The organism is Paucilactobacillus kaifaensis, assembly GCF_005405145.1.
GTDB classification, from domain to species: domain Bacteria; phylum Bacillota; class Bacilli; order Lactobacillales; family Lactobacillaceae; genus Paucilactobacillus; species Paucilactobacillus kaifaensis.
The window spans coordinates 62,171-86,918 of the sequence record NZ_BJDM01000002.1 but is presented as its reverse complement, the minus strand read 5'-3'; the positions used below and the strand labels follow the sequence as shown (position 1 = coordinate 86,918).

At 37.8% G+C, this 24,748-nt stretch carries 23 protein-coding genes; 13 read left to right on the top strand and 10 right to left on the bottom strand.

Annotated features, from left to right (window positions below; genetic code table 11):
• Positions 1–83 precede the first annotated feature (83 nt).
• Positions 84–923 carry a hypothetical protein gene (locus tag FFM51_RS01985; protein WP_137596993.1) on the bottom strand — a complete coding sequence of 280 codons (840 nt, stop codon included), beginning with the start codon at positions 921–923 and terminating at the stop codon, positions 84–86.
• 106 nt (positions 924–1,029) lie between these two features.
• On the bottom strand, positions 1,030–2,406 hold the full coding sequence (locus FFM51_RS01980) for a L,D-transpeptidase family protein (RefSeq protein ID WP_137596992.1): 1,377 nt from the start codon (positions 2,404–2,406) through the stop codon (positions 1,030–1,032).
• Positions 2,407–2,606: 200 nt separating this feature from the next.
• Between FFM51_RS01980 and FFM51_RS01975 the strand changes: the two genes are divergently transcribed.
• Positions 2,607–3,191, top strand: a complete 585-nt coding sequence (locus FFM51_RS01975; RefSeq protein WP_137596991.1) for a peptidylprolyl isomerase — start codon at positions 2,607–2,609, stop codon at positions 3,189–3,191.
• Positions 3,192–3,377: 186 nt separating this feature from the next.
• Positions 3,378–5,141, top strand: a complete 1,764-nt coding sequence (gene recQ / locus FFM51_RS01970; protein ID WP_137596990.1) for a DNA helicase RecQ — start codon at positions 3,378–3,380, stop codon at positions 5,139–5,141.
• Here the strand turns inward: recQ and FFM51_RS01965 are convergent.
• Positions 5,138–6,631 carry a CPBP family intramembrane glutamic endopeptidase gene (locus FFM51_RS01965; protein ID WP_170999544.1) on the bottom strand — a complete coding sequence of 498 codons (1,494 nt, stop codon included), beginning with the start codon at positions 6,629–6,631 and terminating at the stop codon, positions 5,138–5,140. The genes recQ and FFM51_RS01965 overlap by 4 nt on opposite strands.
• A 202-nt stretch (positions 6,632–6,833) precedes the next feature.
• On the opposite strand from FFM51_RS01965, the gene FFM51_RS01960 reads away from it, so the two are divergent.
• From FFM51_RS01960 to FFM51_RS01940, 5 genes are all read left to right on the top strand, one after another.
• Entirely contained in the window at positions 6,834–7,235 is a 402-nt protein-coding gene (locus FFM51_RS01960; protein ID WP_137596988.1) for a VOC family protein, read from the top strand.
• Positions 7,236–7,339: 104 nt separating this feature from the next.
• Positions 7,340–7,708: an iron chaperone gene (locus FFM51_RS01955; RefSeq protein ID WP_137596987.1), complete on the top strand. Its 369-nt coding sequence runs from the start codon at positions 7,340–7,342 to the stop codon at positions 7,706–7,708.
• Positions 7,709–7,871: 163 nt separating this feature from the next.
• Positions 7,872–8,312 carry a MarR family winged helix-turn-helix transcriptional regulator gene (locus FFM51_RS01950; protein WP_137596986.1) on the top strand — a complete coding sequence of 147 codons (441 nt, stop codon included), beginning with the start codon at positions 7,872–7,874 and terminating at the stop codon, positions 8,310–8,312.
• Between the two features lie 120 nt (positions 8,313–8,432).
• A complete protein-coding gene (locus FFM51_RS01945; RefSeq protein ID WP_137596985.1) occupies positions 8,433–9,275 on the top strand; it encodes an SDR family oxidoreductase in 843 nt (280 codons plus the stop codon).
• A gap of 13 nt (positions 9,276–9,288) precedes the next feature.
• Positions 9,289–10,392 (top strand): NAD(P)-dependent alcohol dehydrogenase, encoded by a 1,104-nt coding sequence (locus FFM51_RS01940; protein WP_137596984.1) that lies wholly within the window; start codon positions 9,289–9,291, stop codon positions 10,390–10,392.
• Between the two features lie 56 nt (positions 10,393–10,448).
• On the opposite strand, the gene FFM51_RS01935 is transcribed toward FFM51_RS01940, so the two are convergent.
• Positions 10,449–11,594, bottom strand: coding sequence for a cation:proton antiporter (locus FFM51_RS01935; RefSeq protein ID WP_137596983.1), 1,146 nt, complete (start codon positions 11,592–11,594; stop codon positions 10,449–10,451).
• A gap of 484 nt (positions 11,595–12,078) precedes the next feature.
• On the opposite strand from FFM51_RS01935, the gene FFM51_RS01930 reads away from it, so the two are divergent.
• The 4 genes from FFM51_RS01930 (at position 12,079) to FFM51_RS01915 (ending at position 15,594) form a co-directional block, all read left to right on the top strand.
• The gene (locus FFM51_RS01930) at positions 12,079–13,272 is read left to right on the top strand and encodes a quaternary amine ABC transporter ATP-binding protein (protein ID WP_137596982.1); all 1,194 of its coding nucleotides are present in this window, start codon (positions 12,079–12,081) and stop codon (positions 13,270–13,272) included.
• On the top strand, positions 13,272–14,120 hold the full coding sequence (locus FFM51_RS01925) for an ABC transporter permease (protein ID WP_137596981.1): 849 nt from the start codon (positions 13,272–13,274) through the stop codon (positions 14,118–14,120). The genes FFM51_RS01930 and FFM51_RS01925 overlap by 1 nt, the downstream gene beginning before the upstream one ends.
• Positions 14,121–14,122: 2 nt before the next feature.
• Positions 14,123–15,031: a glycine betaine ABC transporter substrate-binding protein gene (locus FFM51_RS01920; RefSeq protein WP_137596980.1), complete on the top strand. Its 909-nt coding sequence runs from the start codon at positions 14,123–14,125 to the stop codon at positions 15,029–15,031.
• Positions 15,032–15,123: 92 nt separating this feature from the next.
• A complete protein-coding gene (locus FFM51_RS01915) occupies positions 15,124–15,594 on the top strand; it encodes a glutathione peroxidase (RefSeq protein ID WP_137597105.1) in 471 nt (156 codons plus the stop codon).
• A gap of 72 nt (positions 15,595–15,666) precedes the next feature.
• Here FFM51_RS01915 and FFM51_RS01910 read toward each other — a convergent pair whose 3' ends face one another.
• Positions 15,667–16,059, bottom strand: a complete 393-nt coding sequence (locus tag FFM51_RS01910; protein ID WP_137596979.1) for a DUF1398 family protein — start codon at positions 16,057–16,059, stop codon at positions 15,667–15,669.
• Between the two features lie 502 nt (positions 16,060–16,561).
• Between FFM51_RS01910 and FFM51_RS01905 the strand changes: the two genes are divergently transcribed.
• Positions 16,562–17,746, top strand: coding sequence for an ABC transporter substrate-binding protein (locus tag FFM51_RS01905; protein ID WP_137596978.1), 1,185 nt, complete (start codon positions 16,562–16,564; stop codon positions 17,744–17,746).
• A 413-nt stretch (positions 17,747–18,159) separates the two neighbouring features.
• Here FFM51_RS01905 and FFM51_RS01900 read toward each other — a convergent pair whose 3' ends face one another.
• Genes FFM51_RS01900 through FFM51_RS01880 form a run of 5 tightly spaced genes read right to left on the bottom strand, consistent with a single transcriptional unit; the run spans position 18,160 to position 24,307 of the window.
• Positions 18,160–18,918, bottom strand: coding sequence for an ABC transporter ATP-binding protein (locus FFM51_RS01900; RefSeq protein ID WP_137596977.1), 759 nt, complete (start codon positions 18,916–18,918; stop codon positions 18,160–18,162).
• Entirely contained in the window at positions 18,908–19,870 is a 963-nt protein-coding gene (locus FFM51_RS01895) for a FecCD family ABC transporter permease (protein ID WP_137596976.1), read from the bottom strand. The genes FFM51_RS01900 and FFM51_RS01895 overlap by 11 nt, the downstream gene beginning before the upstream one ends.
• 12 nt (positions 19,871–19,882) lie before the next feature.
• Entirely contained in the window at positions 19,883–20,770 is an 888-nt protein-coding gene (gene isdE / locus FFM51_RS01890; protein ID WP_137596975.1) for a heme ABC transporter substrate-binding protein IsdE, read from the bottom strand.
• Between the two features lie 15 nt (positions 20,771–20,785).
• Positions 20,786–21,481 (bottom strand): NEAT domain-containing protein, encoded by a 696-nt coding sequence (locus tag FFM51_RS01885; RefSeq protein ID WP_137596974.1) that lies wholly within the window; start codon positions 21,479–21,481, stop codon positions 20,786–20,788.
• A 15-nt stretch (positions 21,482–21,496) separates the two neighbouring features.
• A complete protein-coding gene (locus tag FFM51_RS01880) occupies positions 21,497–24,307 on the bottom strand; it encodes an NEAT domain-containing protein (RefSeq protein ID WP_137596973.1) in 2,811 nt (936 codons plus the stop codon).
• Between the two features lie 277 nt (positions 24,308–24,584).
• Here FFM51_RS01880 and rpmG point away from each other — a divergent pair, with 277 nt between their 5' ends.
• On the top strand, positions 24,585–24,734 hold the full coding sequence (gene rpmG, locus FFM51_RS01875) for a 50S ribosomal protein L33 (protein WP_137597104.1): 150 nt from the start codon (positions 24,585–24,587) through the stop codon (positions 24,732–24,734).
• The last annotated feature ends 14 nt before the right edge of the window (positions 24,735–24,748 follow it).

Below are 24,748 nucleotides of genomic sequence, written 5' to 3'. Positions count from 1 at the left end.
ATATTTAAGAATCAAAAAAACTAAATGATCCGAAATAAACTAGATTAATTTATTTCGGATCATTTAGTTTTTTTGTGATTATTTTAGTTGGATTGGATTCCTAATCCATTGAGCCAACTTTGAATTTGGCTCTGAACACGATCCCAAATATCAGCTTCATCGATACCATCATTACTAGAAGTAGAGTCTACTGAGCTACCTGATGTAGAACTAGGAGTGCTGGAGCTCTCAGCTGAATTGGAATTTTCGCTTGAAGACGAATTACCACTGATTTTATCTTTAATACCGGAGATAGTACTGTTCAATTTACTAGAACTAGAATCAGCGACTGAACTGGAGCTTGTACTACTTGAGCTACTTTCAGCTTGGTCCTCAATTGCTTCCTTAATTTGATCATATTCAGATGAGTTAACACGAACCAATGTAATGGTGGAGTTATTACCTAGACCGGCAATCGAGCCACCACTGGAGCTAAAAGTAACCTGATCATTGTCAGCTGATAATGTGTAACTGACGGACTGTGCGTCAAAGGTTGCCTGGTTATTAGAACTATCATCTTCAAAAGTACCAGTTGAGGCGCTGTTTTGATCATTGTTTGGTGTATACGTGTATTTACCATGCTTGATGGTAAGGGTGCTTAAGTCATCAATGTCATCAACGGAACTATAAGTTGTACCATTACTGTTGCTAATCGCCACCCAAGAACCAGTTAGCGCAGATCGAGAACCGATCCAATAAAAAATAGCAAATAGGATCACAATAATTCCAAGTAGCCATAACCAAAGTTTGCGGTGACGTCGACGTTTTTTCTTTTTATTTGTTTTGTTATTTGGATCTGAGTTGATTTGTTCAGGTTGTCGTTGCTTCTTCTTACGGTTGCGTAATTCCTCACGCCCCATAGTGGAATCATTATTATTTTCCATTATTACAACTCCAATGAAATTTATTTTACTGACATTGTACATTATTACTAGTGCATAGGTGTGAAAAACACTATAAATGTAGTTAAAGTTTTAATTAAGTTAGTGGTTAAAAAATAATAACTGGTGTTCCAACACTCACGGCATCATATAACTTAGCGATGAATTCTGGCGGATTATTGACACAGCCATGACTACCATGACTCAAATACCAGTCACCACCATATTTTGGTTGCCAAGGGGAGTCGTGAAGACCTACTCCAGTGTCGTCGACTGGCATCCAATAGCTAACCTTGGTAGCATAATTCTCCCCACGTAGTGTTGCATCGCGCTGTTTACTCCAAATGTCATAGACACCAGATGGAGTTGCTTTACCCTTAGTGGGATTACCGGTGACAACGGCAGAACTCATCTCCAGCTTGCCATCTTTATAGTAGTATTCCATTTGATTTTGTTTATCTACTTCGATGTAGGTGTTACCAATGTCAGTACCATCAGCATGATATCCGCTTCCTTTAGTAATTACTTTTGTATCAAATGTTTTACCATCTTTAACTGCTGCGACAAGCACTGGTATTTGCTTTTTTTGGTTGATCGACCAACCGTAAATTCCAGCAGGAACACTCACGGTACCACTAGCAGTTGACTGGAAATGGCGAGTTTTGTTGTAAGTAGCGTACTTATCATTTAGTTTATCGAGTGTTTTACCAACTTTGGCCTGGGAAATTGACATTGAAGTTCCATTAATATCAATCCATCCTTGAACTTCGTTTTTAGTAATCTTAACTTTATGTTGTTGAATGCGGATAATGCCCGAAACTTTACTAATTTTAGTTAGTTTAGCTTTTAATTGTTGGAACTTTTGCATGTTAGTAGTGATGCTAGGTTTTACATAAGCATGCTTCAAATTAATTGAGTTTTTGTTTGCTTGCACATCTGATTTAATTAATGCGGCTAGTTTGGTATTAGAAATCTGGTTACCAGCAACTTCCTTAGCAGTAATTAACTTTCCATGTTTAAATGATAAACTAGCGTTTTGAGTAGCAGTCCGATGTTTGTTTAAAGTGATTGTTGCTTGCCTACTAAACTGGTTTAAAGTAGTGTCATCAATAATGGCAGTTGATTTAGTCAAATTGATGGTGGGTTTAGCAAAAAGATGAACCGGCCAACTCCATGCATTTTGCTGTTTTTTAATGTTAGTCAGGATTTGGTTAAAATTCCGATTGATACCAAGTTGCGAACCAGTAGCTGTCAAAACAGTCTTGTTGCCGTCTTTAAACGTATACTTAGTTGTTTTGATACGTTGTTTTAGGGCGTCAGTAGCACCTGAATTCGTTTTACCAGCAACTTTAATACCAAATACTTCAGTTTTTGGTAAGAAGTGATGCTGATAATATATTGAGCCACCAGCGTAAATAACAATTAATATAATTGGAATGAGCCATAGCCAAATATGTCTCGACTGTTTAACTCGTTTTGTTCTCACGATAATCCCCCTAGTAATCTCCTGCTCTTAATCCCTGTAAGTATACCATGAATAAATTAAGCGACAATGTGAGAGGGTTCAAGCTTAATAAAAGCTTTTAAGTGAGATTAAGTGAAATTTAAGAAACGTTGTGTTATGTATTTCTAATGTAATTATGGTATCGTTATGTCTTGTAAGATTTAGATTTGGAGGAAAATAAGATGACATTACCACAAGTAGATTTAAACAGTGTTAAGGGACCACAAGCGACGATTACAACCAATCACGGTGAAATCAAAGTGCAGCTTTTTCCGGAACAAGCACCCAAAACGGTTGAAAATTTTGTTGCGCTTGCCAAGCAAGGATACTATGATGGGGTTTCATTCCATCGTGTCATTCCTGATTTTATGATACAAGGCGGTGATCCAACGGGAACTGGTGCTGGTGGTGAAAGTAGTTTTGGGGCTCCATTTGAAGATGAATTTTCACCAGAAGCATTTAACATTAATGGTGCTCTTTCAATGGCTAACGCTGGCCCAAATACTAATGGTAGCCAATTTTTTATTGTCACCAATGAACACGTTGATGACGGAATGCTCGGCCAAATGGAAGATGCTGGCTATCCAGCAGAAATCATTGAGAAGTACAAAAATGGTGGAACACCATGGTTAGATTTTCGTCATACAGTGTTTGGTCAAGTGATTACTGGCATGGATGTGGTTAAAGAAATCAGTTCAGTTGCCAGAGATGCATCTGACAAACCAAATGAAGATGTTATTATGGATTCTGTTAAGATTTCTGACTAGCACCAAATTAATTATTGCAAGCAATTTAAGTAAGCGCATTGATTGGCCACACTTAAGTTGCTTTTTGTTTACGCAAAATATGCTAGATTTAATTTAAATTTTGCAACAAAAATTTTTTGTGAAATGATATCTTTTCATTTCTAATTCAGCTAAGATTGAATGGAAGCAAAATAAAGGAATGAGAAAATGGATCCGCAAACAATTTTAAAAACTAAATTTGGGTATGATACTTTTCGAACGGGACAAGAAGAGGTAATCAGTAATACACTCAAAGGTAACAACGTACTGGCAATTATGCCCACCGGTGGTGGTAAATCATTGTGCTATCAAATTCCTGCCTTGATTTTATCCGGGGTCACACTAGTGATTTCACCATTGATTTCTTTAATGAAGGATCAGGTTGATGCACTTAATGAAAATGGGATTTCAGCAACGTTCATAAACAGTAGTTTAGATCATTTTGAAATTCAGGAACGGTTCGATCAGGCGGCAGCTGGTGAAGTGCAATTATTGTATGTTTCCCCAGAACGTCTCGACTCCAGTTACTTTGATGAGTTAGCTCAGTTACCAATCCAATTAGTTGCCATTGATGAAGCACACTGTATTTCTCAGTGGGGACATGACTTCAGGCCGAGCTATTTACGGCTAACAAAAATCATTCAGCAACTTCCTAGCAAGCCAACTATTATTGCGCTAACGGCAACGGCCACCCCTAAGGTAGCACAAGATATTATGCAACGCTTATCAATTTCTGCAGAGGTGAAAACAGACTTTTCACGCCCCAATTTATCTTTTAAAGTGATCAAGGATCAAGATAGTGATCGATTTTTGTTAGATTATTTAAAAATGAATCCGGGTCAGTCAGGAATTATTTATGCTAGTACGCGCAAGGAAGTGGAACGATTAGCGAAATTACTGCAAAAGCACAAAGTACCAGTCACTATGTATCATGGCGGTCTGTCAAAGCAGCAGCGTCAGCAAAATCAAGAAGACTTTTTATATGATCGATTACCAGTCATGGTAGCGACCAATGCCTTTGGCATGGGAATAGATAAAAGTAATGTTCGGTTTGTCATTCATGATCAGGTACCAGGTAGTTTAGAAGCTTATTATCAAGAAGTTGGTCGTGCTGGGCGCGACGGGTTGCCAAGTGATGTAATCTTGTTATTTAAGCTCCATGATGTTCAGATTCAACATTTTTTCATTGATCAATCTGAAATGGATACACAAAATAAACGCCGCGAGTATTTGAAACTGCAAGAAATGACGCAGTATGCAAATACACAGCAGTGTTTACAACAGTATATTTTGAATTATTTTGGGGAAGATGGTCCTGAGTGTGGTAGTTGTAGCAACTGTTTGGATGATCGTCAGCTACAAGATATTACAGTCGATGCCCAAAAGGTGTTGTCATGTGTCAAACGGATGGATGAACGGTTTGGTAAAGTATTGGTTGCACAAGTGCTGACTGCGTCTAAAGTGCAACGGGTAAAACAGTTTCATTTTGATCAACTAAGTACCTATGGCTTAATGAAAAATCAATCACAAAAGTCAGTGTCTGAATTAATTGATTATCTAACCGCCTCTGGTTATCTGCAAGCGGCTGGAGGGCAGTATCCAGTTTTACAGGTTACAAGAGCAGGATTAGAAGTCTTGCAGGGAAAACAAACCGTTAACCGTAAGATGGCGATTCAAGCAAAACAATCATTACCAGTTAATGATGAACTGTTTGAACACTTGCGTGCACTTCGTCGTCAACTGGCTGAACAGCAAAGTGTCCCGCCATTCGTTATTTTTTCAGATCAAACGCTGCACGAAATGTGTTCAATGCTGCCACAGACACTTGATGAAATGCTGGCGGTTAAGGGTGTTGGTCAAAGCAAGCTAGATAAATACGGCCAACAATTTTTAACCGCATTACAATCACCACTTTCGGAAGTCGAAGATTAACCTTGAATTAAGGCTACCACGAACAATAACACCGCACTTAGAAATTGAACTATATCGAACAAAAAATGAGTTAAAATATTTTGCCAAATATTTTTAGAAAAATAGTAAATGAGAGCGTACCAAGCTCCAACGACCATATATGGCATCATTGCAATGACATTGCCGTCAAAGTTGTTCCAATGTGCCAGCCCAAATAAAATTGCTGAAATGATAAACATGATCCAAGTCAATGCGCCTCGCTTTTTCCATTGATAGAAGAGGGCGTGTCTAAAGATAATTTCTTCTGTAAATGGAGCCATTAAGACTGTTAAGCTAGCAATTAGGGAGACTGTTGCACTTTGAATGCTTAATAAGTCGATAGAATTGCCAACGGATATGTTTAGTCCAAGCGATCTAATTAAAACTCTAACACCAATTAAAATGGCATATGAAATAACGACCCCACCAATTGCTAGCAATAGTTTAATAAACCAGTGATGTTTGAATTGACGCCAGTCAGTTTTTAAAACATCTCTATACATCCAAATGGCAGCTAGAAATCCAATCAAAAATACTAAATCCATGATGATTGACTTAGCTAGTTGGCCATTTACAAGCTTAATTAACTGAGTGCCAAGTAGAATTTCCAATGGTGGAATTAAGATTGCTATTAATGTTTTGGTAGGGCTGATGGTCATTTTTGTGTTGCTAATAGGAGTAGAAAAATTAAGTGAATTACTATTTTTGATAGACGTAGATATAAATTCTCGACTGAAAGTGTTGTCGACACTGAAATGATGCAAAAGGAAAATTCCTAAGAGAATAAAGAAGATCGTGTAAATTAAACTTGTAATCATACTTGTTCCAGCAGTATTACTGAGTGTGCCGAACGCCAATTGATCAAAAGCGTCGATGATGGTGTGGGCTATTATTACGAGCCAGAGATTGTTGGTGATCAGATAAATGATAGCAAAAAAGAGACCTAGAGAAAACGCCATTAATACTTGAGCGACTGTGTTGGTTAAATTACCGTCAAGAGCATTTACTAAATGGACTAAACTAAATGCTAGGGCACTTAAAATGGCGGTTAGAAAGGCACTTAATCTAAAATGACGATATAAGTAATTAACTAATATTCCACGAAATACGTATTCTTCAAAGATCCCGACAGTTAAGCCCAATAAAATGGCCGCTGAAACGTTGTTGAATGTAAAATCAAAACTGGGATTTAAGGTAGCGTCTCCGACCAGAACTACAGCGACTGGTAATATGAATAGCCAGTGGCGAGTTTTCGTTTTAATATGCCAATCAATAGTTGTTTTTAGGTAAGTTTTGTTTAGTAACCACCAAAATAGCAGTGCAATTAATTCTGTAACAACACCCTTATAGGTCGTAATGGATGCTAGCGGTAGAAAGTGAAAAGCTAAGTTGGTTACTATATTGGCTACAGTTAAACTAATAATTACTAAAATAATGGTTGAAAAAAGTAATAATGATGAATTTCGTTTCAATTTAATTACCTCGATTAATTGATTTGATATTGATGAATATACCATGCTTTAGATAATGTGCAAAGTAAGTATTGTACATTGTTTTTTTTTGATACAAGTAAAATTAATTGAGATTAATTTCAAAGAATGTAATACTATTACCAAGGTAAAACTTATTGTTTTGATAATGTATGACAAGTGAACTTCACAAAGGAGACTAATGATGGATAAAATGGTGTTTGTTAACTTACCAGTTTCAGATATGCAGCGATCAATCAAGTTTTATGAGGCACTTGGATTCAAACAAAATAAAGATTTTTCTGATGATAATGGATCTGGCATGATGTGGGATGATAATATTTGGGTGATGCTATTAACCCATGATTTTTACAATTCATTTTTGAAGGATCACCAACTGGCAGATACAAAAGTTGTCAATGGTGCCATGACTGCTTTTAGTATGGATAGTATCGAAGCCGTAAAGCAATTTGCACAAACTGCAAAAGACAACGGCGGTGATTTCTACCATGTCGAATTGGATATTCCAGAAGATCAGATGTATGAACTAGAGGTCGTTGATCCAGATGGCAATATGTTATCAGCGTCATGGATGAATATGGGTTAGAATGTTGAAATAAAATTAATTAATGGGCCAACTATAATGGTTGGCCTTTTATTGATTAACAAGATATAATCAAATGAAATTTTGCTGTAAGGAAGTGAAACCAAATGAATACATTTCAAGAATTTATTGATAAGATTGAAGATCCGGAAAATAAAGCTCGAGCAATTGAGGTTTTACAGTGGGTACTGGATACATTTCCTAGTTTAAAGCCCAGATTAGCATGGAATCAGCCAATGTTTACCGATCACGGAACATTCATTATTGGTTTTAGTGTGTCCAAAAAGCATATGGCAGCCACACCTGAAGAAGCAGGAATTGCACATTTTGTGAAAGAAATCGAGGCAGCCGGCATTGATCACACTAAGGGGATTATTCGGATGCCCTGGAATCAACCGGTTAACTACGACATATTGAAAAAAATGATTCAGTTCAATATTGATGATAAAGCTGGCCACGATAAATTTTGGCGCTAACTTGTCTGATTATAATAGACCGGCTTCAAAGTATTTGGTTAAAGGTGACTTCATTAAATACTTAATTTGATTGGGGAGTATTAACGAGCGGCATAGGCAGTTTGATCTAGTGTTGTATATTATGTGCTATGATAGTAGGCAACATATTAAGTAGGTGATTTTCATGGAAAACGTAAACATGTGGCTTGCAGTTGCCGCAAAGTATGCTGGACTCAACATTGATCGAAAATTGAGACAATATCAACTAGGTGCGAGTCTTTATTATTTCATTTTGAAGATTTATGAGCACGACGGAATTTCACAGCTTGAACTAGGAAACTATATCTATTTAGACCAGAGTGGCATTGCCCGTGGTATTCAGCAACTAGTTGGGTTAGGTTACGTAAATAAAGTTAAAAATCAACAGGATAAGCGAACTGCCAATTTATATTTAACGGTGGCTGGTAAAGAAATTTACCAAAAAGTTAAACAAGAAATTGATGCACAAAATGAATTGTTATTACAAAACATCCCGATAACTGAGCGGGACCAATTTTCGCAGAATTTAAAATCTGTTGGTGAAACGATTTTTAATGAGATTCAAGCAGGTACTGATAACCCTTAATTGAGGTATCAGTATTTTTTTAGTTATAAATATGTATGCGCACACATATTGTTTTACTTTTGTTGCTGAATGAACTACACTAGTGATGATCAATAGTTCACATGAAGGGAGTTCATGGTTATGATTTTAGTTACATCAGCAAACGGTCATACAGGCCAAAGTATTATTCGACAACTAGTCAAACAAGGTCTAGACGTACGAGCAACAGATATTTCGCCGGCAACAGCTGAGTTGAAACAACAATTAGGTGTTAAAGAAACAATTGTTGGAGACTTAACAAACTTGGCTACAATTAGGGAAGCCATAAAGGGAGTCGATCAGGTGGTTTACATCCCACCATTGTTTATCGCGGAAGAAGCCTTAGTTGGAAAATATCTGATTGACGAGTGTGTGAAACAACATGTGAATCAGTTTGTCATGGTTTCTGTGACGCATCCAATTATGAGTACTTTATTACAGCACACTGCTAAGCGTGAGGTTGAAGAATACTTAATGTATCAAGAATTGGAACATCATTTTAACTATACAATTTTGCAGCCGATGCATTATATGCACAATTTTGATCCTAAAACAGTTCATGAAACGGGAGTATATTCAATTTTTTATGATATTAATACCCGCTTATCATATGTTGACTCGGATGACGTCGGAGAAGTGCTAGCCAAAGTTTTAGCAGATCCAGCACATCATAATCGAGCCACTTATGAGTTGGTAGGACCTGATTTTCTTTCACCGAGTGAATTGGCGTTGCAATATAACGAAGTTACCGGTGAAAATGCAGTTGCGAAGGAAGTTAACCTTGAAGAGTTTTTGGATGCAGCAGGTTTCATGAATGTTTATAGTCGTGATGCAGTAATTCATTTGGCCCATACTTACTCCAAATGGGGCTTAGCTGGTAAGTGGCTATTAGGGCGCAAGCCGACCACATTTAAACAATATGTCGCTGAAAAGGTCAATCAATAGGGGATTTTAAATTATGAAAATAAAAGCAGTAGTAGCTCATGAATTCAATCAACCAATTGCAATTGAAGATGTAGAATTGGATGCGCCCAAAAATGACGAAGTGTTAGTTAAAATGGTGGCCACGGGGATGTGTCATGCTGATATTATTGCCACCAAATTTCAAATGGTTCCACTCCCAGCAGTTTTGGGCCATGAAGGTGCTGGAGTTGTTGAAGAAGTTGGTCCTGGTGTCAACAATATCTCTGTTGGTGATCACGTTGTTTTGACAGTTGCTTCTTGTGGCGAATGTGATTTATGTTTGTCGGGGCATCCGGCTGAATGTCGTCGGGTCAATGAATTAAACTTTGGTGGTGCTTATCAAGATGGCACTAAAAGATTACATCAAGGTAAACAAGATTTAAGCAATTATTTTGGGCAGGCATCATTTGCCACTCATGCAATTGTTAATAAACGTTCAGTTGTTAAAGTTGATCCTAAATTAGACCTTAAATGGTTTGGTCCACTAGGGTGCGGTTTTAGTACCGGTGCCGGTGCAGTTTTAAATGTGTTTAAACCAGGAGTAGGCTCCTCAATTGCAGTATTTGGCACTGGTGCCGTTGGGTTAGCCGCAATTATGGCTGCTAAAATGATCAATCTGGATAAAATTATTGCAATTGACATCCATGATAATCGGTTGGAACTAGCAAAAGAATTAGGAGCCACAGATGTCATTAATTCACGTAAGTTAACTGAGGCTGGTGATATTGCTGAAGCCATTAAAAAAGTTACTGATGGCAAAGGTGTTAATTATTCGTTAGACACGACCGGGATTGGTATGATTACGCATGCAGCCATCAAGGCGTTGGATATTATGGGAACTGCTGGTGTTATTGCAGCTACTCAAGAATTAACATTCAATTTCACTGCCGATATGTTGGCAGATAATCGACGGTTGATTGCGATTACTCAAGGAGATTCAATCCCACAATTGTTTATTCCAAAATTGATTAAAGCATATCAAAAAGGTTTGTTTCCATTTGATCGGTTAGTTAAATTCTATCCGCTGTCCGATATCAATCAGGCGATGGAAGACTCCTTAGCAGGTTCAACTATTAAACCGATTTTGATGATTGAATAAAAATGAGTAAAACAACTTGGAATAAAAATTCCGAGTTGTTTTTAATTGAGTAAGAATTAATTTTTTAACGAATAAGCATGTTTAAGTAGTAGCGGTGCTACTAAAGTAGTTATGATAATTGCTGTGATGATCGCTGAATAATATTCAGAAGACAGCAAGTGTGCACGATACCCAATTTGAGCAATGATCAATGCCATCTCACCACGAGAAACCATTCCGGCACCAACAATATAGGAATCTTTAAAACTGAAGTGGGATAGTTTAGCACCTAGGCCAGCACCGATTAGTTTTGTAATAATTGCGAGAATTGTTAACGAGGCAATGAAGATAAAATCATTCATAAAACCATCAAATGACATTGATAGTCCAATACTTACGAAGAAAACGGGAATAAAAATTGCATAACCGATTGGCTCAATATTTTGTTCCACTTCACGCTTAACGCTAGTTTGTGAAATAGCAATACCGGCAAAAAATGCACCGACAACAGAGCTTAAACCAATTGAATCCGCGGCCAAGGCCATTCCTAAACATAATATTAGCGCGATGATGGTGGAACCACCTGTGATAAACAAGTGTCGACCTAACCGAGCTAAAATTGGAGCTAAAAATTTGACCACAAAGTAAATGGCGATAAAAAAGATGATTTGACTTACAAAGGTTAGCCATAAGTTACTGCCCTTTGCAGAATCAGTTCCCAGCAAGCTAACCATCACACTTAAAATAACGACAGCCAAAACGTCATCGACCACGGCTGCACCTAGAATGGTTGCACCGGCTTTCCCGTGTAAAACGTCTAACTCCTTTAGAACAGCCACTGAGATTGATACAGAGGTGGCTGCAAAAATAACACCGATAAAAATACTTTCAACTTGGTTAAGCTGAAATACGATACTTAAGCCATAAACACTAATTACCGGAATGATAACTCCCAACATTGCAACTAGAACGCTAGGGCGCAGGTACTTCTTTAGTAATCCAAGATCACTTTCCATCCCAGCACTGAACATTAAAATAATGACACCAATTTCTGAAAAAAGTTGAGTGAATTCGTCTCCCTTGATCCAGCCAAAGATAGCAGGTCCCACGACAACTCCGACCAATAACTGGCCGACAACGGCAGGAAGCCCAATCCTGGCGCTATAATGGCCAGCAATTGTAGTTGCTATAAGGATTAAAAAGAGTTCTGCGATTGCATGCATTGATGATCATTCCTTTCGTTTTAAAAAAATAAAAAAGCCCAATCTTCAAGACTTTCTCACACCCCTGAGAAAGTAAAGTCCTTGAAGCTTGCGCCAACCGATTTGTACTATTCATTTTTCTATCTTTATTAGCTTATCACAGTTAACAAAGGATGTCAGTTCAAACAATTTATAACTATTTTTATGAATTGTCCCTTAGGTCAATAATAATAGTACTTGTAGCGATTATAACCTGGGCTTAACTAATTCAGTTTATTTGACTAACCTTGACTCTTCTTGTAATAATAATCTTAATGCGCCAGAAATTGGGACGGGCATTTTTAAAAAAGGTTGTGCTAAACATACAACTGATTCTTGTTCATACGACCAACTTACTAATGTTATGGCAGTTTGTTTTGATTCACTAAACCGGGAACTAAAGCAGGGTTCCTTGACTTAAGAGTGTTGTGGTTGTAGGAATACTATTTTCATGCAAGGAGGATACATGGTAAAAAAAGTAGAAGTAAAAAACTTAACTAAAATCTATGGTAAGCGCGGTCCACGCGTAAAGGAACTAATTGAACAAGGGAAATCCAAAGCGGAGATTTTAGAAGAAACAGGAGCCACGGTTGGTGTTAATCAGGCTAACTTTGAAGTTAATGAAGGTGAAATTTTTGTCATTATGGGTCTCTCCGGTAGTGGTAAATCGACGTTAATTCGAATGATTAACCGCTTGATTGAACCAACTAGAGGAACCATTTTGATTGATAATCAAGATTTAATGGGACTCGATAAAAAGGGGTTACGTGAAGTACGGCGACAAAAAATGAGCATGATTTTTCAAAACTTTGCGCTGTTTCCTAACCGAACGATTCTCGAAAATACAGCGTACGGTCTCGAGATTAAGGGAATCACAAAAGCAGTTCGAGAGCAAAAAGCTCACGAAGCCCTTGAGTTGGTTGGCTTACACGGGTATGATGATCAATTTCCATCACAATTATCCGGTGGGATGCAGCAAAGAGTTGGTCTGGCTCGCGGCTTAGCCAATGATGCCGAAATATTGCTAATGGATGAGGCTTTCTCGGCACTGGATCCATTAAACCGTAAGGACATGCAAGATGAGCTGTTGGACTTACAGGCAAAAATGCATAAAACAATTATCTTTATCAGTCATGATCTGAATGAAGCGCTAAGAATTGGTGATCGAATTATGATTATGAAGGATGGAGTTGTTGTACAAACCGGCACACCAGAAGATATCTTAACTCATCCGGCCGACGATTATGTTAAACGATTTATCGAAGATGTTGATCGAACTCGTGTTTTGACGGTTGCAAATGTGATGATCAGACCTAATACTGTCAATATTGATAAAGACGGTCCTCGATTGGCACTACGACGCATGCAGGAAAATGAAATTTCGTCAGTTTATGTGGTCGATAGTGAACGTAAATTTGTCGGTTTCGCTGATGCCAAGGATGTAATCAAGCTGATTCAACAGGGGAGTCGTGATCTTAAATCAGTGGTGCAGACTGATGTACCAATCACGCATCCTGATGTTGCCGTGAATGATTTGATGGATCAATTATCTAGTACACCAATTCCATTTGCAGTGTTAGACGATGAACGGCAATTAGTTGGCATCATCGTGCGGGGCGCCGTGCTTGGCGCTATTGCAGGAAATGAGGTGACTCAATAATGTTAGTTTTGATTGATAAATTACCATTGTCTGACTGGGTTAATTCATTCGTTAACTGGCTCACTCAATTTACTGGTTTTTTCAATGGCATCACAAACTTTATCGGCGGAATTGTTAATGGATTTCAATGGTTATTTGATTTGTTACCTGTTTGGTTATTTATTGTGATCGTTTTAGGGATTACATACTACGCCACCAGGCATGGTAAAAAATGGAGCCTATTACTGTTTGAATTGATTGGGCTGCTTTTAATCTGGAATTTGGATTATTGGCGGGACATGACCCAAACACTGACATTGGTTTTAACGTCTAGCTTAATCGCACTAGTGATTGGAATTCCGCTTGGGATATTGATGGCTAAAAATCATACATTTGAAGCAATCATGAAACCAATTCTTGATTTTATGCAGACAATGCCAGCCTTTGTTTACTTAATTCCGGCGGTAGCCTTTTTTGGTATTGGAATGGTTCCTGGTGTAATCTCATCAGTAATTTTCGCAATGCCACCAACAGTTAGAATGACTAACTTAGGGATTCGACAAGTTCCGGTTGAACTAATTGAAGCTGCTGATTCATATGGTTCTACTAGTTGGCAGAAATTATTTAAAGTTCAATTACCATTGGCAAAATCAACACTAATGGCTGGCGTCAACCAAAGTATGATGCTTTCGTTGTCGATGGTCGTGATTGCGTCCATGATTGGAGCGTTGGGACTCGGAACACAGGTTTACTTTGCAGTTGGTCGTAATAATGCTGGGAATGGTTTTACCGCTGGTTTATCGATTGTTATTTTAGCGATTATTTTGGATCGGATTACCCAAGCATTTAACCGTTCGAAAAGGGGGTAACCATGACGCATAAACTAAGAAATTTAATGGTTGCTTTAGCACTGTGTTTGTTAACTATTGGGCTAGCAGCGTGCGGGAGCAAACCAGCTGCCTATAATCCACACGAAAAACTCGGCCCACAAATTAACTATACAATCACCGGAATTGATGCCGGTGCTGGTGAGATGGGTGCGGCCCAAAAGGCGTTGACTGCCTACGGCTTGAAAAGTAATAATTGGCAGTTACAAACCAGTTCAACTGCGGCAATGACAAGTACCCTTGATAAGGCAATAAATAACCATCAAGCAATAGTCATTACAGGCTGGCAACCTCATTGGATGTTTACCAAGTACCCGATTAAATTTTTGAAGGATCCAAAAAATGTATTTGGTAAGACCGAAAATCTTCATACGATTACACGGACTGGATTTAAGAAGGATAATCCAGGAGCTTATAAAATGTTATCACAATTTCACTGGAGTAAGTCGCAAATGTCAGAGATTATGCTAAAGGTCAATAATGGTACAGATCCTGCTAAAGCAGCAAAGACGTACATGCGAACACATCCAAAACAAGTTGCCCAGTGGCTGAAGGATGTTCCAGCGGGACATGGTAAGAAAGTTAAGTTGACTTACGTGGCCTGGGACTCCGAGATTGCGTCAACCAATCTGGTTAAGCAATTGTTGGATAAAAAGGGATATGATACGACTATTCAGTCGCTTGAAGCTCAACCAATGTGGGCGTCAATTGCAACTGGCGCAGCGGACGCATCGGTATCCGCTTGGTTACCAACTACTCATGGACTTTATGCTCGTCAATACAAAGGCCAGTTTGTCGATGTCCGCGTTAATCTAAAGGGTGCTAAAACAGGATTAGCGGTTCCTAAATACATGAAGAATATTAATTCAATTGAAGATCTTAAAAACAAATAAGATCAAACGTAGTAAATAAATTACACATCGTCTAATTAAGTGCTAGTATGAAGTTAATTATATTAATTAACTCAGAAAGGTGTGGCTATATGATGTCAATTTATGATTACGAAGTTACGTTTGAAGATGGCACTAAATACTCGCTTGAAAAGTATCGTGGCAAGCCTCTAGTAATTGTCAATACAGCGACTAAATGTGGCTTTGCGCCCCAGTTCAAACAATTGGAAGAAGTTTATCAACAATTCAATGATGCGGGTTTAGTTGTCCTTGGATTTCCTTCTAACCAATTCAAGCAGGAAGTATCAAGTAGTGAAGAGGCAGCGCAATCATGTCGGACAACGTATGGTGTCAGTTTTCCAATGCACACAATTAATAACGTAAACGGAAAAGATGCCTTGCCGTTATTTGAATATCTGACAAAACAGGCACCGGGTGCTATAGGATCGGCAATTAAATGGAATTTCACCAAGTTTCTAGTTGATCGCGATGGCAATGTTGTTAAGCGATATGCACCTAAAACGAATCCATTGAAGATGGTGGATGAAATTAAACAATTAGTTTAACAAAAAAGTCCAGTATTACTGGGCTTTTTTTGTACGCTCGTAGCGGAAATTAAAATGGAAATGCAATTAAAACTATAATCCGGGAATTGGTTCTATTAATAAAGGTTTGTTGTTATTATCCCAATAACTAACCCGTTTGTTTAATAAATCAGATGTCCATCTAAGGACACCAGCATTACCAGCTAGTTGGGTGAATCTTGCAAAGTCAATTTGACCGGCCTGAGCTTGTTTAACTGCGGCCTTGATTTTGAAACTATCACTAACAGGTGATACTGATGTTGGGATTCCATTTAGTTTAATGTCGATATGGGTTGTATCATCAAAAAAGCGGTATAGTCCTTCTTCAACTAAGTAGTCATATTTAGTTACGCCTAGTGACCGAAACACGTGCATTAATTGTGCAAACTCACCAGCATTTTTTTCATTATTTGCCGCATTTTCAATTGCTTTGAGATCAAGAGTCATGGGGCACCTCCTTTTAGATTTTATACTAGGATTATACATTAACCGGTAGATATAATTTATAGTCTAGAAAACATTAAAAAATAATTAGAAAAAGATGTTGACATTCTCATAAAACTTCGATAACCTAATATCAACATCAAATAACAGATAAAAACTTGAAGGGAGAAGATTACATGACAAAACAAACTAAGCAAACTAAAGTAATTTTCTCTGTTCAAAGTTTAGCCTTATTATTAAAGAAGAAGGACCTAGCAAGTTAATTTTTGTCAAATAAAAATTAACTGTTAAGCCCTTATTTCTGTTTTAGTAATGAGGGCAATAACAAGGTTCATCAAACCTCATTCCTAAAACGAATGAGGTTTTTTATTTGAAAAGTGTTAGTGCAATCAAGGTTATATTAACACTCAGTGTTTTTAAACAGGGAGGCGAATTTTTATTTTTACCACATAGCAAGAAGCAATTATTCATAGGATAAAAAACATAATTTGGGAGAGTGGAACATATGAAGAAGTTTATGAAAGTCGCAACAGTAATGATGGCAATGGCAACGATTGGGTCTACGTTGGCAGGTTGTAGCTCGGCTAAAAGTGAAGGAAATAATGCTGGTAAGACAATCAAAATCGGAGTTAACATGGAACTTTCTGGTGCTGCTGGCGCTTATGGTCAGGCTGAAAAACAAGGAATTGAATTGGCTGCGCAAGAAATTAACAAAGCTGGGGGAATTAAAGTTGGTAAAACCAAGAAAAAGATTCAAATGGTCTACCGTGACAATAAAACGAGTAGTTCCGAATCCTCATCAGTAGCAGCTAAATTAGTTAATAATGATAAGTCAGTTGCTGTGATTGGACCGGCAACCACTAACGCAGGAACAGCTGCTATTCCCAACATTACTAAGGCAAAAGTAGCAGCAATTAGTCCTTCAGCATCCGATTACAGCTATACGCTGCAAAAGAGTGGTAAGGTACAACCATATGTTTTCCGAACCGAGTATCAAAATAATTTCCAAGGTAAAATTGTTTCTAATTTTATTAGTAAAAACCTAAATGCTAAACGGGTGGTAATCATGGCTGATAAATCAACTGATTATGCGACTGGATTAGCCAAGGAATTTAAGAAAGACTATCCTGGTACAATTGTTAAAACTGAATATTTTCAGGCTGGTGATAAAGATTTCAATGCTGCTTTGACATCTATCAAGTCGAAAAAATATGACGCAATCTTCGTTCCAGGTTACTATTCAGAAGTTGGGTTGATTGTTAAACAGGCTCGTCAAATGGGAATTAACCAACCAATTGTCGGTACAGACGGAATGGCAGATCCTAAACTAGTTCAAATTGCAGGTAAGAGCAATGCAACCAATGTTTACTACACAACACCATTTTCAACTACTGCTGCTGCTAGTGATACAAAAGCAAGTGCATTTGTGAAGTCATTTAAAGCTAAGTATAATGAGGATGCGCCAACTTTCTCAGCACTTGGTTACGATACTGTTTACATGGTTAAAAAGGCAATTGAAACACAAAAATCAGCTAATTCAGTTCAAATAGCTAAGGGATTGGCTAAAATCAAAGATTTCCACGGAGTTAGTGGAACCATCACGATCGATAAAAAGCATAATCCACAAAAAACGATCGCAATTGAACAACTGAAAGACGGAAAGGTTGCGAAGGCTTTTACAGTAAAATAGAGCGCAAAAAGTCGCGCTAAGAAGACGTAGCATAACAACAAAATTCTCCATGTGATTCGAACTGTGAATCACATGGAGAATTTTGTTGTTGTGCCTAGACTTCTGCGACTTTTTGCGCGTTTCAACAAGTAAAAAATAGGAGCGAATGTGATTCGAATTGTGAATCACATGGGGAATTTTGTAGTTGTGCCTAGGCTTCTGCGACTTTTTGCGCGTTTCAACAAGTAAAAAATAGGAGAAAATGTGATTCGAACTGTGAATCACATGGGGAATTTTGTAGTTGTGCCTAGACTTCTGCGACTTTTTGCGCGTTTCAACAAGTAAAAAATAGGAGAAAATGTGATTCGAATTGTGAATCACATGGGGAATTTTGTAGTTGTGCCTAGACTTCTGCGACTTTTTGCGCGTTTAACTTAGGGAAGCTGTAAGATAAATTTTCCATGGTCGATGTCAATTACATCAGCATTAATTTGAAAAACATGCTTTAAAGTTTCGGCAGTGAGCACAACAGCTGGATCACCAGAGTCAACAATTTTACCATGGTTCATAATGACGGCTTGTTGGCTGAAATGAAGTGCTTGGTTTAAGTCATGTAGAATCATGACGATACTAATTTTAAAGTCACTATTTAATTGTTTAATCAGTTTCATCAAGCTATCTTGAAAGTGTAAATCTAAATAAGTTGTCGGCTCATCAAGCAGTAGATATTCCGGTTGTTGAGCTAGCGCCATTGCTAACCAAACACGTTGTTGTTGACCACCTGATAAAGATAGCATGGATCGATTTTGTAGTGATGCCAGTTCAAAATATTCTAAGATTGGTAGAATTGTCTTGTCATCTGCAGAATTAAAGATGGATCCGTATGGAGTCTGGCCAAATCGAACTAAATCAATTACTGAAATATCTTCATACAATGGGTTGTGTTGATGAACAATTGCTACTTTTTGGGCATATTCTTTTGCTGAGTATGAGTCTATTGATTGGTTTGACAAGATAACATTTCCATTGCTAGGAACTAATTCACGAGCCAGGATACGTAACAAAGTAGTTTTACCAGAACCGTTTGGTCCCACAAACGCGGTGATTGAGTTTGGTTTAATCTCGTAGGATAGGTGATCAATAATATTTTGATGGTTTGCTTGGTATGAGAAGGAGATGTCATTAATTTTCATGGTAAGCTCCTTTACGTGTCAAAATATAGATTAAGTAAGGACCACCAACAATAGTTAATAATGCCGCAGCAGGTATTTCTGCGGGCACAACAACTGTTCGTCCGATGGTATCTGCTATCAACATTATCAGCGCACCAGCGATGATGGAAAATGGAATAACCTGACGATAATCATTACCCACTATTGAGCGACTGAGATGAGGGACAATAATGCCTAGAAATGGTAATATTCCTACATTAGCCGTGACAAAGCAAGTTAAGCAGACACCCAACAGTAATAGTCCCGTCTTAATTTTATTGACGGCAAGTCCAAGGGTTTGTAACTGCTGATCACCAATTTTTAAGTAGTTTGATAGCGGGGCAACGAGTAGTGCAACCATGAGTGCGATGATTCCTAAAATTAGGAGGATAGAGGTCGTAGCCCATGTAGTTGTTGTTAGTGAGACTGCGGATGATGATCCAGTTGATGGGGTGAAGACTTGTTTAATGCTAACTAAAATAGCATTGATAGCAATGCCAATTAAAACCAATCGATAAGTATTTACTTTTGTTTGAAAGACAATTAAAGCGGTGAATGCAAGTAATCCCCCAATTAATGCAAAAATTAACTTAGTTAAGAACAAGGACGGTAACAAAATACCGCCTAACAGCATGAATAGGTCCGCACCAGCCGAAATCCCCAAGATGCTGGGGTCAGCGATTGGATTGCGTAATGCGGACTGAAAAAGGGCGCCTGCAACGGAAAGCAGTGCGCCACTAATCAGAGCGGCAACAATTCTAGATAAACGAATTGTTAACAATGTATTGAGGACGGTTGCCGGTTGACCACTAGTTAGTGCGTGAATGCCAGTTGAAAATGAAAAACTACTGGCACCAACAAAAAGAGCAATGATAATTGTGATTAACAGCATTAATCCTGTAATTGAATATGCCCAAGCGGGATGTTTGTTCATTTAAATGCTTCCTTATTTACTAGGATAGAGCCAATAGCTAATTTTTGTTAAAGCTTGTTTAACATGCATATTAGCTGTGGCATTGAAATCAGGTTGTTGAAGATCATACACTCGATTTTCTTTAACCGCAGTCATTTGCGGCCAAATAGAATTTGTTTTGAACTCCTGATCAAATTGTGGCTTGACTACTTCAGGCATGGCGTGTTCCAAACGCAAGATAACATCTGGGTTTTTACTTGCCAATGACTCGTTTTCTGGCGCCAGATATGGCTGTTTAGAATCAGTATAGACGTTTTGACCACCTGCTAATTGAACTAAATTTCCCACATATGAGTGATTGGTCGCAATCATATAACCTGCACCGGGCATACCCATCAGAACTAATACTTTGGGTTTATTGACAGATTCACGTGCCTGGACAGTTTTGATTGTTTTATCGATGATTTGAATTTGTTTAGCAGCCTGGTTTTGTCGTTGATACTGTTTTCCCATCGACTTTAGCACGGTTTTTAAATCAGATATGGTATCTAGTGTTAAGTATTTAGTATTAAACTTTTGTTTTTTAAATGCAGCATCATACTGATCTTTTAAAACACTAACGGAGTAAACTACAGTAGGTTTAAGTGAGGCAATTTTTTCAACGTTAGGCGACATTGGACTACCAACTTTGGCAACATTTTTGTATCTAGCTGGTAGTTGATTTTGTGTCTTTGGAACACCAACTAAAGGTAAGTCTAATTTGTCGGCAATTTGAACGACGGCAACCGTAGTAGCAACAATCCTTGGCTTAGTTTCTTGACGGGAGTGTGATCGATTAAAGCCGACTACGCCAACAATGATTATCACTATTATGAGTATAAAAGCCAAGACACTAAATAAAATTTTACGTGCTGAATTCATTTTCTTTCACCTGGCTTATTTACGTTTGATAAAGAAGTATGCTGCCACGCTTAAAATTACAATTACTGCAATTCCACCAACAATAATAGCAGTTTGAGTTTGTTTGTTTTTCTTGTTAAGTGCCGCAATTTGTTTATTTTGCTGTTGATTGTGGTTTGTTGTTTTAGTTTTCGTCTGATTTTTTTTGGTTGATGGTGAATCACTAGTGGCCGATTCACTGTTGTTAGAGGTACTATTTGCATTTTGGCTATCAGCGTTGTTACTTGTTTTAGTAAGCGAAGGTAGATTGCTTGTATCAAAATTAAAACTGATATCGTGTTTAGCTGTATAAACATTTGGAACGTTAATGGAAATAGAACTATTAATGATACGATTTAGATTGTTAGTCTGAAAAGAATATGTGTAATCATAGTTATCACCATTTTTTGTTTTACTAACATTAGCGGGGCCACTACCATTAATACTAAGTACGGTTACGGGCCAATCGCCGAGCTTTGCCCCCGTTTGAATGGTCATAGTCACCAGATACTGGTCACCATTAGTAGTTATCTGGGCTGGCTTAACATAGTACCCTGACGCAATTGATTGCTGTGAAGTGCCATATTTTAAACACTGATAGTTAATGGAGTCAGCAGAAACTCTGCTTGGTAAAATTAAAATCCCAATGGTTAATAGTATTCCCAAAATAAACTTAAAAAAATTGCGCTTCATAATTAAACCTCTCTCTTATCCCCGATATTTCTTATAAAATGTGAAACCAATAATTCCTAATGCAAGAGCACTAAAACCGACAATTTCAGCAATTAATGGGTATTGCTTGAGTGATGCTAGTTTATCATTTTCACTATTGGAATTCTTAGTGCTTTCGTTATTAGCTGTCGATTTTTTATGATTGTTTGGTGTATTGGCTAACAACGTTGGAGAGTTATTATTACTATTTACAAGAGCTAAAGTAGATGCCGGTAATGCATTGGTGCTATCGCTATTTAGATAGTCAATTCCGCCTGCTTGCGCTTTACCAAACGACAACCAAATATTGAAGTGTTGGTTGGTTATTTGAGCAATTGGAACGGACATCATAATTTGAGCTGGGATTAGATTATCTAACCCATCAGCATTTGCAACATGGAAAGCATACGACCAAACATCTTGACCACCAGTTGTGGTATGACTTTGGTTCAAGATGCCACCGTTATTGATTGATAATGGTGCAAATTGAACCATTCCAGCAGTTTCCTTTACGGTTAGATAGACATCATAGCCGCTACCAGATTTAACTACTTTAGCTGATTTAGTGTAGTAATTATTGGCAGTTGATAGACTAGTTTTAGAACTATCCAACACTTTGTAAGGAACGTATTGGACGTCTTTGTTGGGATCAATAATGTTGTGTTGAGATTGTTTTTCAACATTGCTACCAGCATTCGTATTTGCCAACACTTGATTTTTGTAAGTACCTAATGATTTATTACTTAGATTGAAAATGATATAAGCAGGTTCGTTCATTGAACCTAGTGGTGTAACTAGATTAAATTCAACCTTGCCGATACCCAATAGAGTTTCATTAGAAATATTGAAGATTAAATCGGCAGTATCACCACTTTGGTTAATCATCTTACCGCTTTGACCGGCAATACTCATTTGTTTAATGTAGTTTGCACCTGAAGTTATGTGTAGTAAAAGCTGAACTTTGGCTCCATTATTCGAAACGATGATAGTTGCTGTTTTTGAAATAAATTTTTGGGCAGCTGAAGATGTCTTGAGACTGCTATCTGAAGCGCTCATGATTGGTGCTTGAATTGTGTAGTTACCATCTTTTGGATTATTAACGTCATAGTCAGTATCTTGTTTAGGAGTAGCATCAGGATTGTCTGTTGGTGTTTGTGTACTAGAAGAATTATCATCAGTAGTTTTACCAACAAATAGGGCAGTTCCAAACTTTACCCGTGCTTGTTGGGTCATTTCTGTATTCAGTACTGGTACTTTAATTGTCATGGAGGCATTCATAATTGCATCTTTAAATGTATCATCAACAGTAAATGTTAGATCTTCACTATCAGTAGTCTGATTAGTTACCTGAGCTTCTTGTCCATCAAGTGAAAATTTTTCAATAGTTGAAGCGTTCTTGATAACATGCAGAGTAACTGTGACTGTCTTGGTATCATTTGATACGTTCACAGTAGCGTATGGATCAAAGAAACTCGCTGAAAGCGAAGCATCATCGGAATCTGACTTTAGAATGGAAGCATCAATTTTGTATTGGCCGTCTTTTAAGTTATTTGGATCAAAAGTTGGCAAATCGCCGACATTAGTTGGTACATTGCTTTCATTATTTGTCCCAGTGGTGTTACTGTTATTTGTGTTATCAGTTGGAGCAACATAGAGGGCACTAGCAAATTGAAGGTCAGCCGCCTCATTCATTGTTTTATTAAAACCGGGGATGGTAATTGCCATATTTGCTGTGACGGTTGACCCAATAAATTGATCATCCACCGCAAAAGTTAAATCTTCGCTACTGTTAGTTTTATTTGAGATTGTGGCGACATTATCACGGATTGAAAATGCAGTAATCATGCTAGCGTTTTTGATAACATGAAGTGTCACACTAACTTTGGCGGCATTATCTGATACTACAACAGTAGCATTGTCGCTAAAGTAGCTGGCGGACGCTGATACCGTCTCGGTCCCTGTTTTTAAAACACTAACGGGAACCTGATAAGTGCCATCACTTAAATTAGCTGGATCAAACAATGGGGCTTGAGTTAGGGTAGTATCCGTGTCAGATGCACCGATTGTATCATCAGGAGTTGTCGTGGGATTCGTTGGTGTGATGGGATCAATAGGTAAAGCTGGCGTTGCTGTGTTTGTTTCTTCGTTAGTAGGAGGAGTCACTGTCGTTTCATCTGCAGTGGTTTCATCGGTTACTGGCTGAGTAGTTGTAGCAGATGCATTGTTTTCAGACGTAGCACTACTAGATGCAGAGCTAGCTGATTCGACTTCGCTAGCGGTTGACGATTGCTCAGAACTTGATGAAGTGGCTTGAACCAATGCTAATGTAGATACATCGGGTTTAACATCCATTTTTTGTGACATTTTCATCGTTGGAATAATGCTAATTGCCAGTGATAAGGTAGTTGCATTTGTTAAATTAGCAATATCGAAAGTTAAGTCTTCCGACTGATCGCCGGTACTGGTGACTGTCGCAGGTTTATTGTCAGCGACTGTAGTTACATCAGAAACCATGCTTTTATTTTTAACGAGGTGCAAGGTGAGACTGTATTTGCCGTCTTTAACTAATAAGTCTGCTTTTTTATCAAAATAACTCTGTGCTAGCGAGGCAGTATTTTTTCCTTCCTTCATTAATGGTGCATTAATTGTATATTTACCATCAGCTAAATTAGCCGGATCTAGTTGTTGGCTTGTCGTAGTAGCTGCAGTATTATCAGTAGCTAATGCACTCACAGAGCCAACACTTGGAATGATAATACCAAAACATAAAATTGTCGCAGCAATTAATGTTAAAAATCTTTTTTTCATTTCAGTTCCCCCAAGAAATTCTTATTTAACGGATAATTATGAATAATAGCCAAAAGCAATTTGCAATTCGCTTACATTCTATCAGAAAAGCAAATTGTTCACAATATAATATGAACGTAAAAACGTATTTAGTCAGGGATTTTATAATGTTTATACAGTGATAACTACTTAAATTAGGTTGTTATACACTGATAAGTAAAACGAGCATTTCGTTTTCATAATTTGACAAAAAAAGAGATTACATGCTATTATTAATGAACTTATGGGGGTGTTAATGGTGGCACAAAGGAAGGTTGCACTTGCTTGTTCGGTTTGTGGCTCACGTAATTATATTATTGCGGCTAACCCTAACCGCCAAGAACGCCTAGAAGTAAAAAAATTTTGTAAGCATTGTAAAAAATATACCTTACATCGTGAAACCCGATAATCTATAGGAGGATT

What these genes read in the sequence shown, in the direction of transcription:
- FFM51_RS01905 (WP_137596978.1), top strand. Translation starts at nt 16,562, where the DNA reads ATGAAGAAGTTTATGAAAGTCGCAACAGTAATGATGGCAATGGCAACG.
- FFM51_RS01925 (WP_137596981.1), top strand. Translation starts at nt 13,272, where the DNA reads ATGTTAGTTTTGATTGATAAATTACCATTGTCTGACTGGGTTAATTCA.
- FFM51_RS01985 (WP_137596993.1), bottom strand. Translation starts at nt 923, where the DNA reads ATGGAAAATAATAATGATTCCACTATGGGGCGTGAGGAATTACGCAAC.
- FFM51_RS01895 (WP_137596976.1), bottom strand. Translation starts at nt 19,870, where the DNA reads ATGAACAAACATCCCGCTTGGGCATATTCAATTACAGGATTAATGCTG.
- FFM51_RS01945 (WP_137596985.1), top strand. Translation starts at nt 8,433, where the DNA reads ATGATTTTAGTTACATCAGCAAACGGTCATACAGGCCAAAGTATTATT.
- FFM51_RS01955 (WP_137596987.1), top strand. Translation starts at nt 7,340, where the DNA reads ATGAATACATTTCAAGAATTTATTGATAAGATTGAAGATCCGGAAAAT.
- FFM51_RS01915 (WP_137597105.1), top strand. Translation starts at nt 15,124, where the DNA reads ATGTCAATTTATGATTACGAAGTTACGTTTGAAGATGGCACTAAATAC.
- FFM51_RS01975 (WP_137596991.1), top strand. Translation starts at nt 2,607, where the DNA reads ATGACATTACCACAAGTAGATTTAAACAGTGTTAAGGGACCACAAGCG.
- FFM51_RS01950 (WP_137596986.1), top strand. Translation starts at nt 7,872, where the DNA reads ATGGAAAACGTAAACATGTGGCTTGCAGTTGCCGCAAAGTATGCTGGA.
- recQ (WP_137596990.1), top strand. Translation starts at nt 3,378, where the DNA reads ATGGATCCGCAAACAATTTTAAAAACTAAATTTGGGTATGATACTTTT.
- FFM51_RS01920 (WP_137596980.1), top strand. Translation starts at nt 14,123, where the DNA reads ATGACGCATAAACTAAGAAATTTAATGGTTGCTTTAGCACTGTGTTTG.
- FFM51_RS01935 (WP_137596983.1), bottom strand. Translation starts at nt 11,594, where the DNA reads ATGCATGCAATCGCAGAACTCTTTTTAATCCTTATAGCAACTACAATT.
- FFM51_RS01885 (WP_137596974.1), bottom strand. Translation starts at nt 21,481, where the DNA reads ATGAAGCGCAATTTTTTTAAGTTTATTTTGGGAATACTATTAACCATT.
- FFM51_RS01910 (WP_137596979.1), bottom strand. Translation starts at nt 16,059, where the DNA reads ATGACTCTTGATCTCAAAGCAATTGAAAATGCGGCAAATAATGAAAAA.
- FFM51_RS01880 (WP_137596973.1), bottom strand. Translation starts at nt 24,307, where the DNA reads ATGAAAAAAAGATTTTTAACATTAATTGCTGCGACAATTTTATGTTTT.
- FFM51_RS01940 (WP_137596984.1), top strand. Translation starts at nt 9,289, where the DNA reads ATGAAAATAAAAGCAGTAGTAGCTCATGAATTCAATCAACCAATTGCA.
- FFM51_RS01960 (WP_137596988.1), top strand. Translation starts at nt 6,834, where the DNA reads ATGGATAAAATGGTGTTTGTTAACTTACCAGTTTCAGATATGCAGCGA.
- FFM51_RS01930 (WP_137596982.1), top strand. Translation starts at nt 12,079, where the DNA reads ATGGTAAAAAAAGTAGAAGTAAAAAACTTAACTAAAATCTATGGTAAG.
- isdE (WP_137596975.1), bottom strand. Translation starts at nt 20,770, where the DNA reads ATGAATTCAGCACGTAAAATTTTATTTAGTGTCTTGGCTTTTATACTC.
- FFM51_RS01900 (WP_137596977.1), bottom strand. Translation starts at nt 18,918, where the DNA reads ATGAAAATTAATGACATCTCCTTCTCATACCAAGCAAACCATCAAAAT.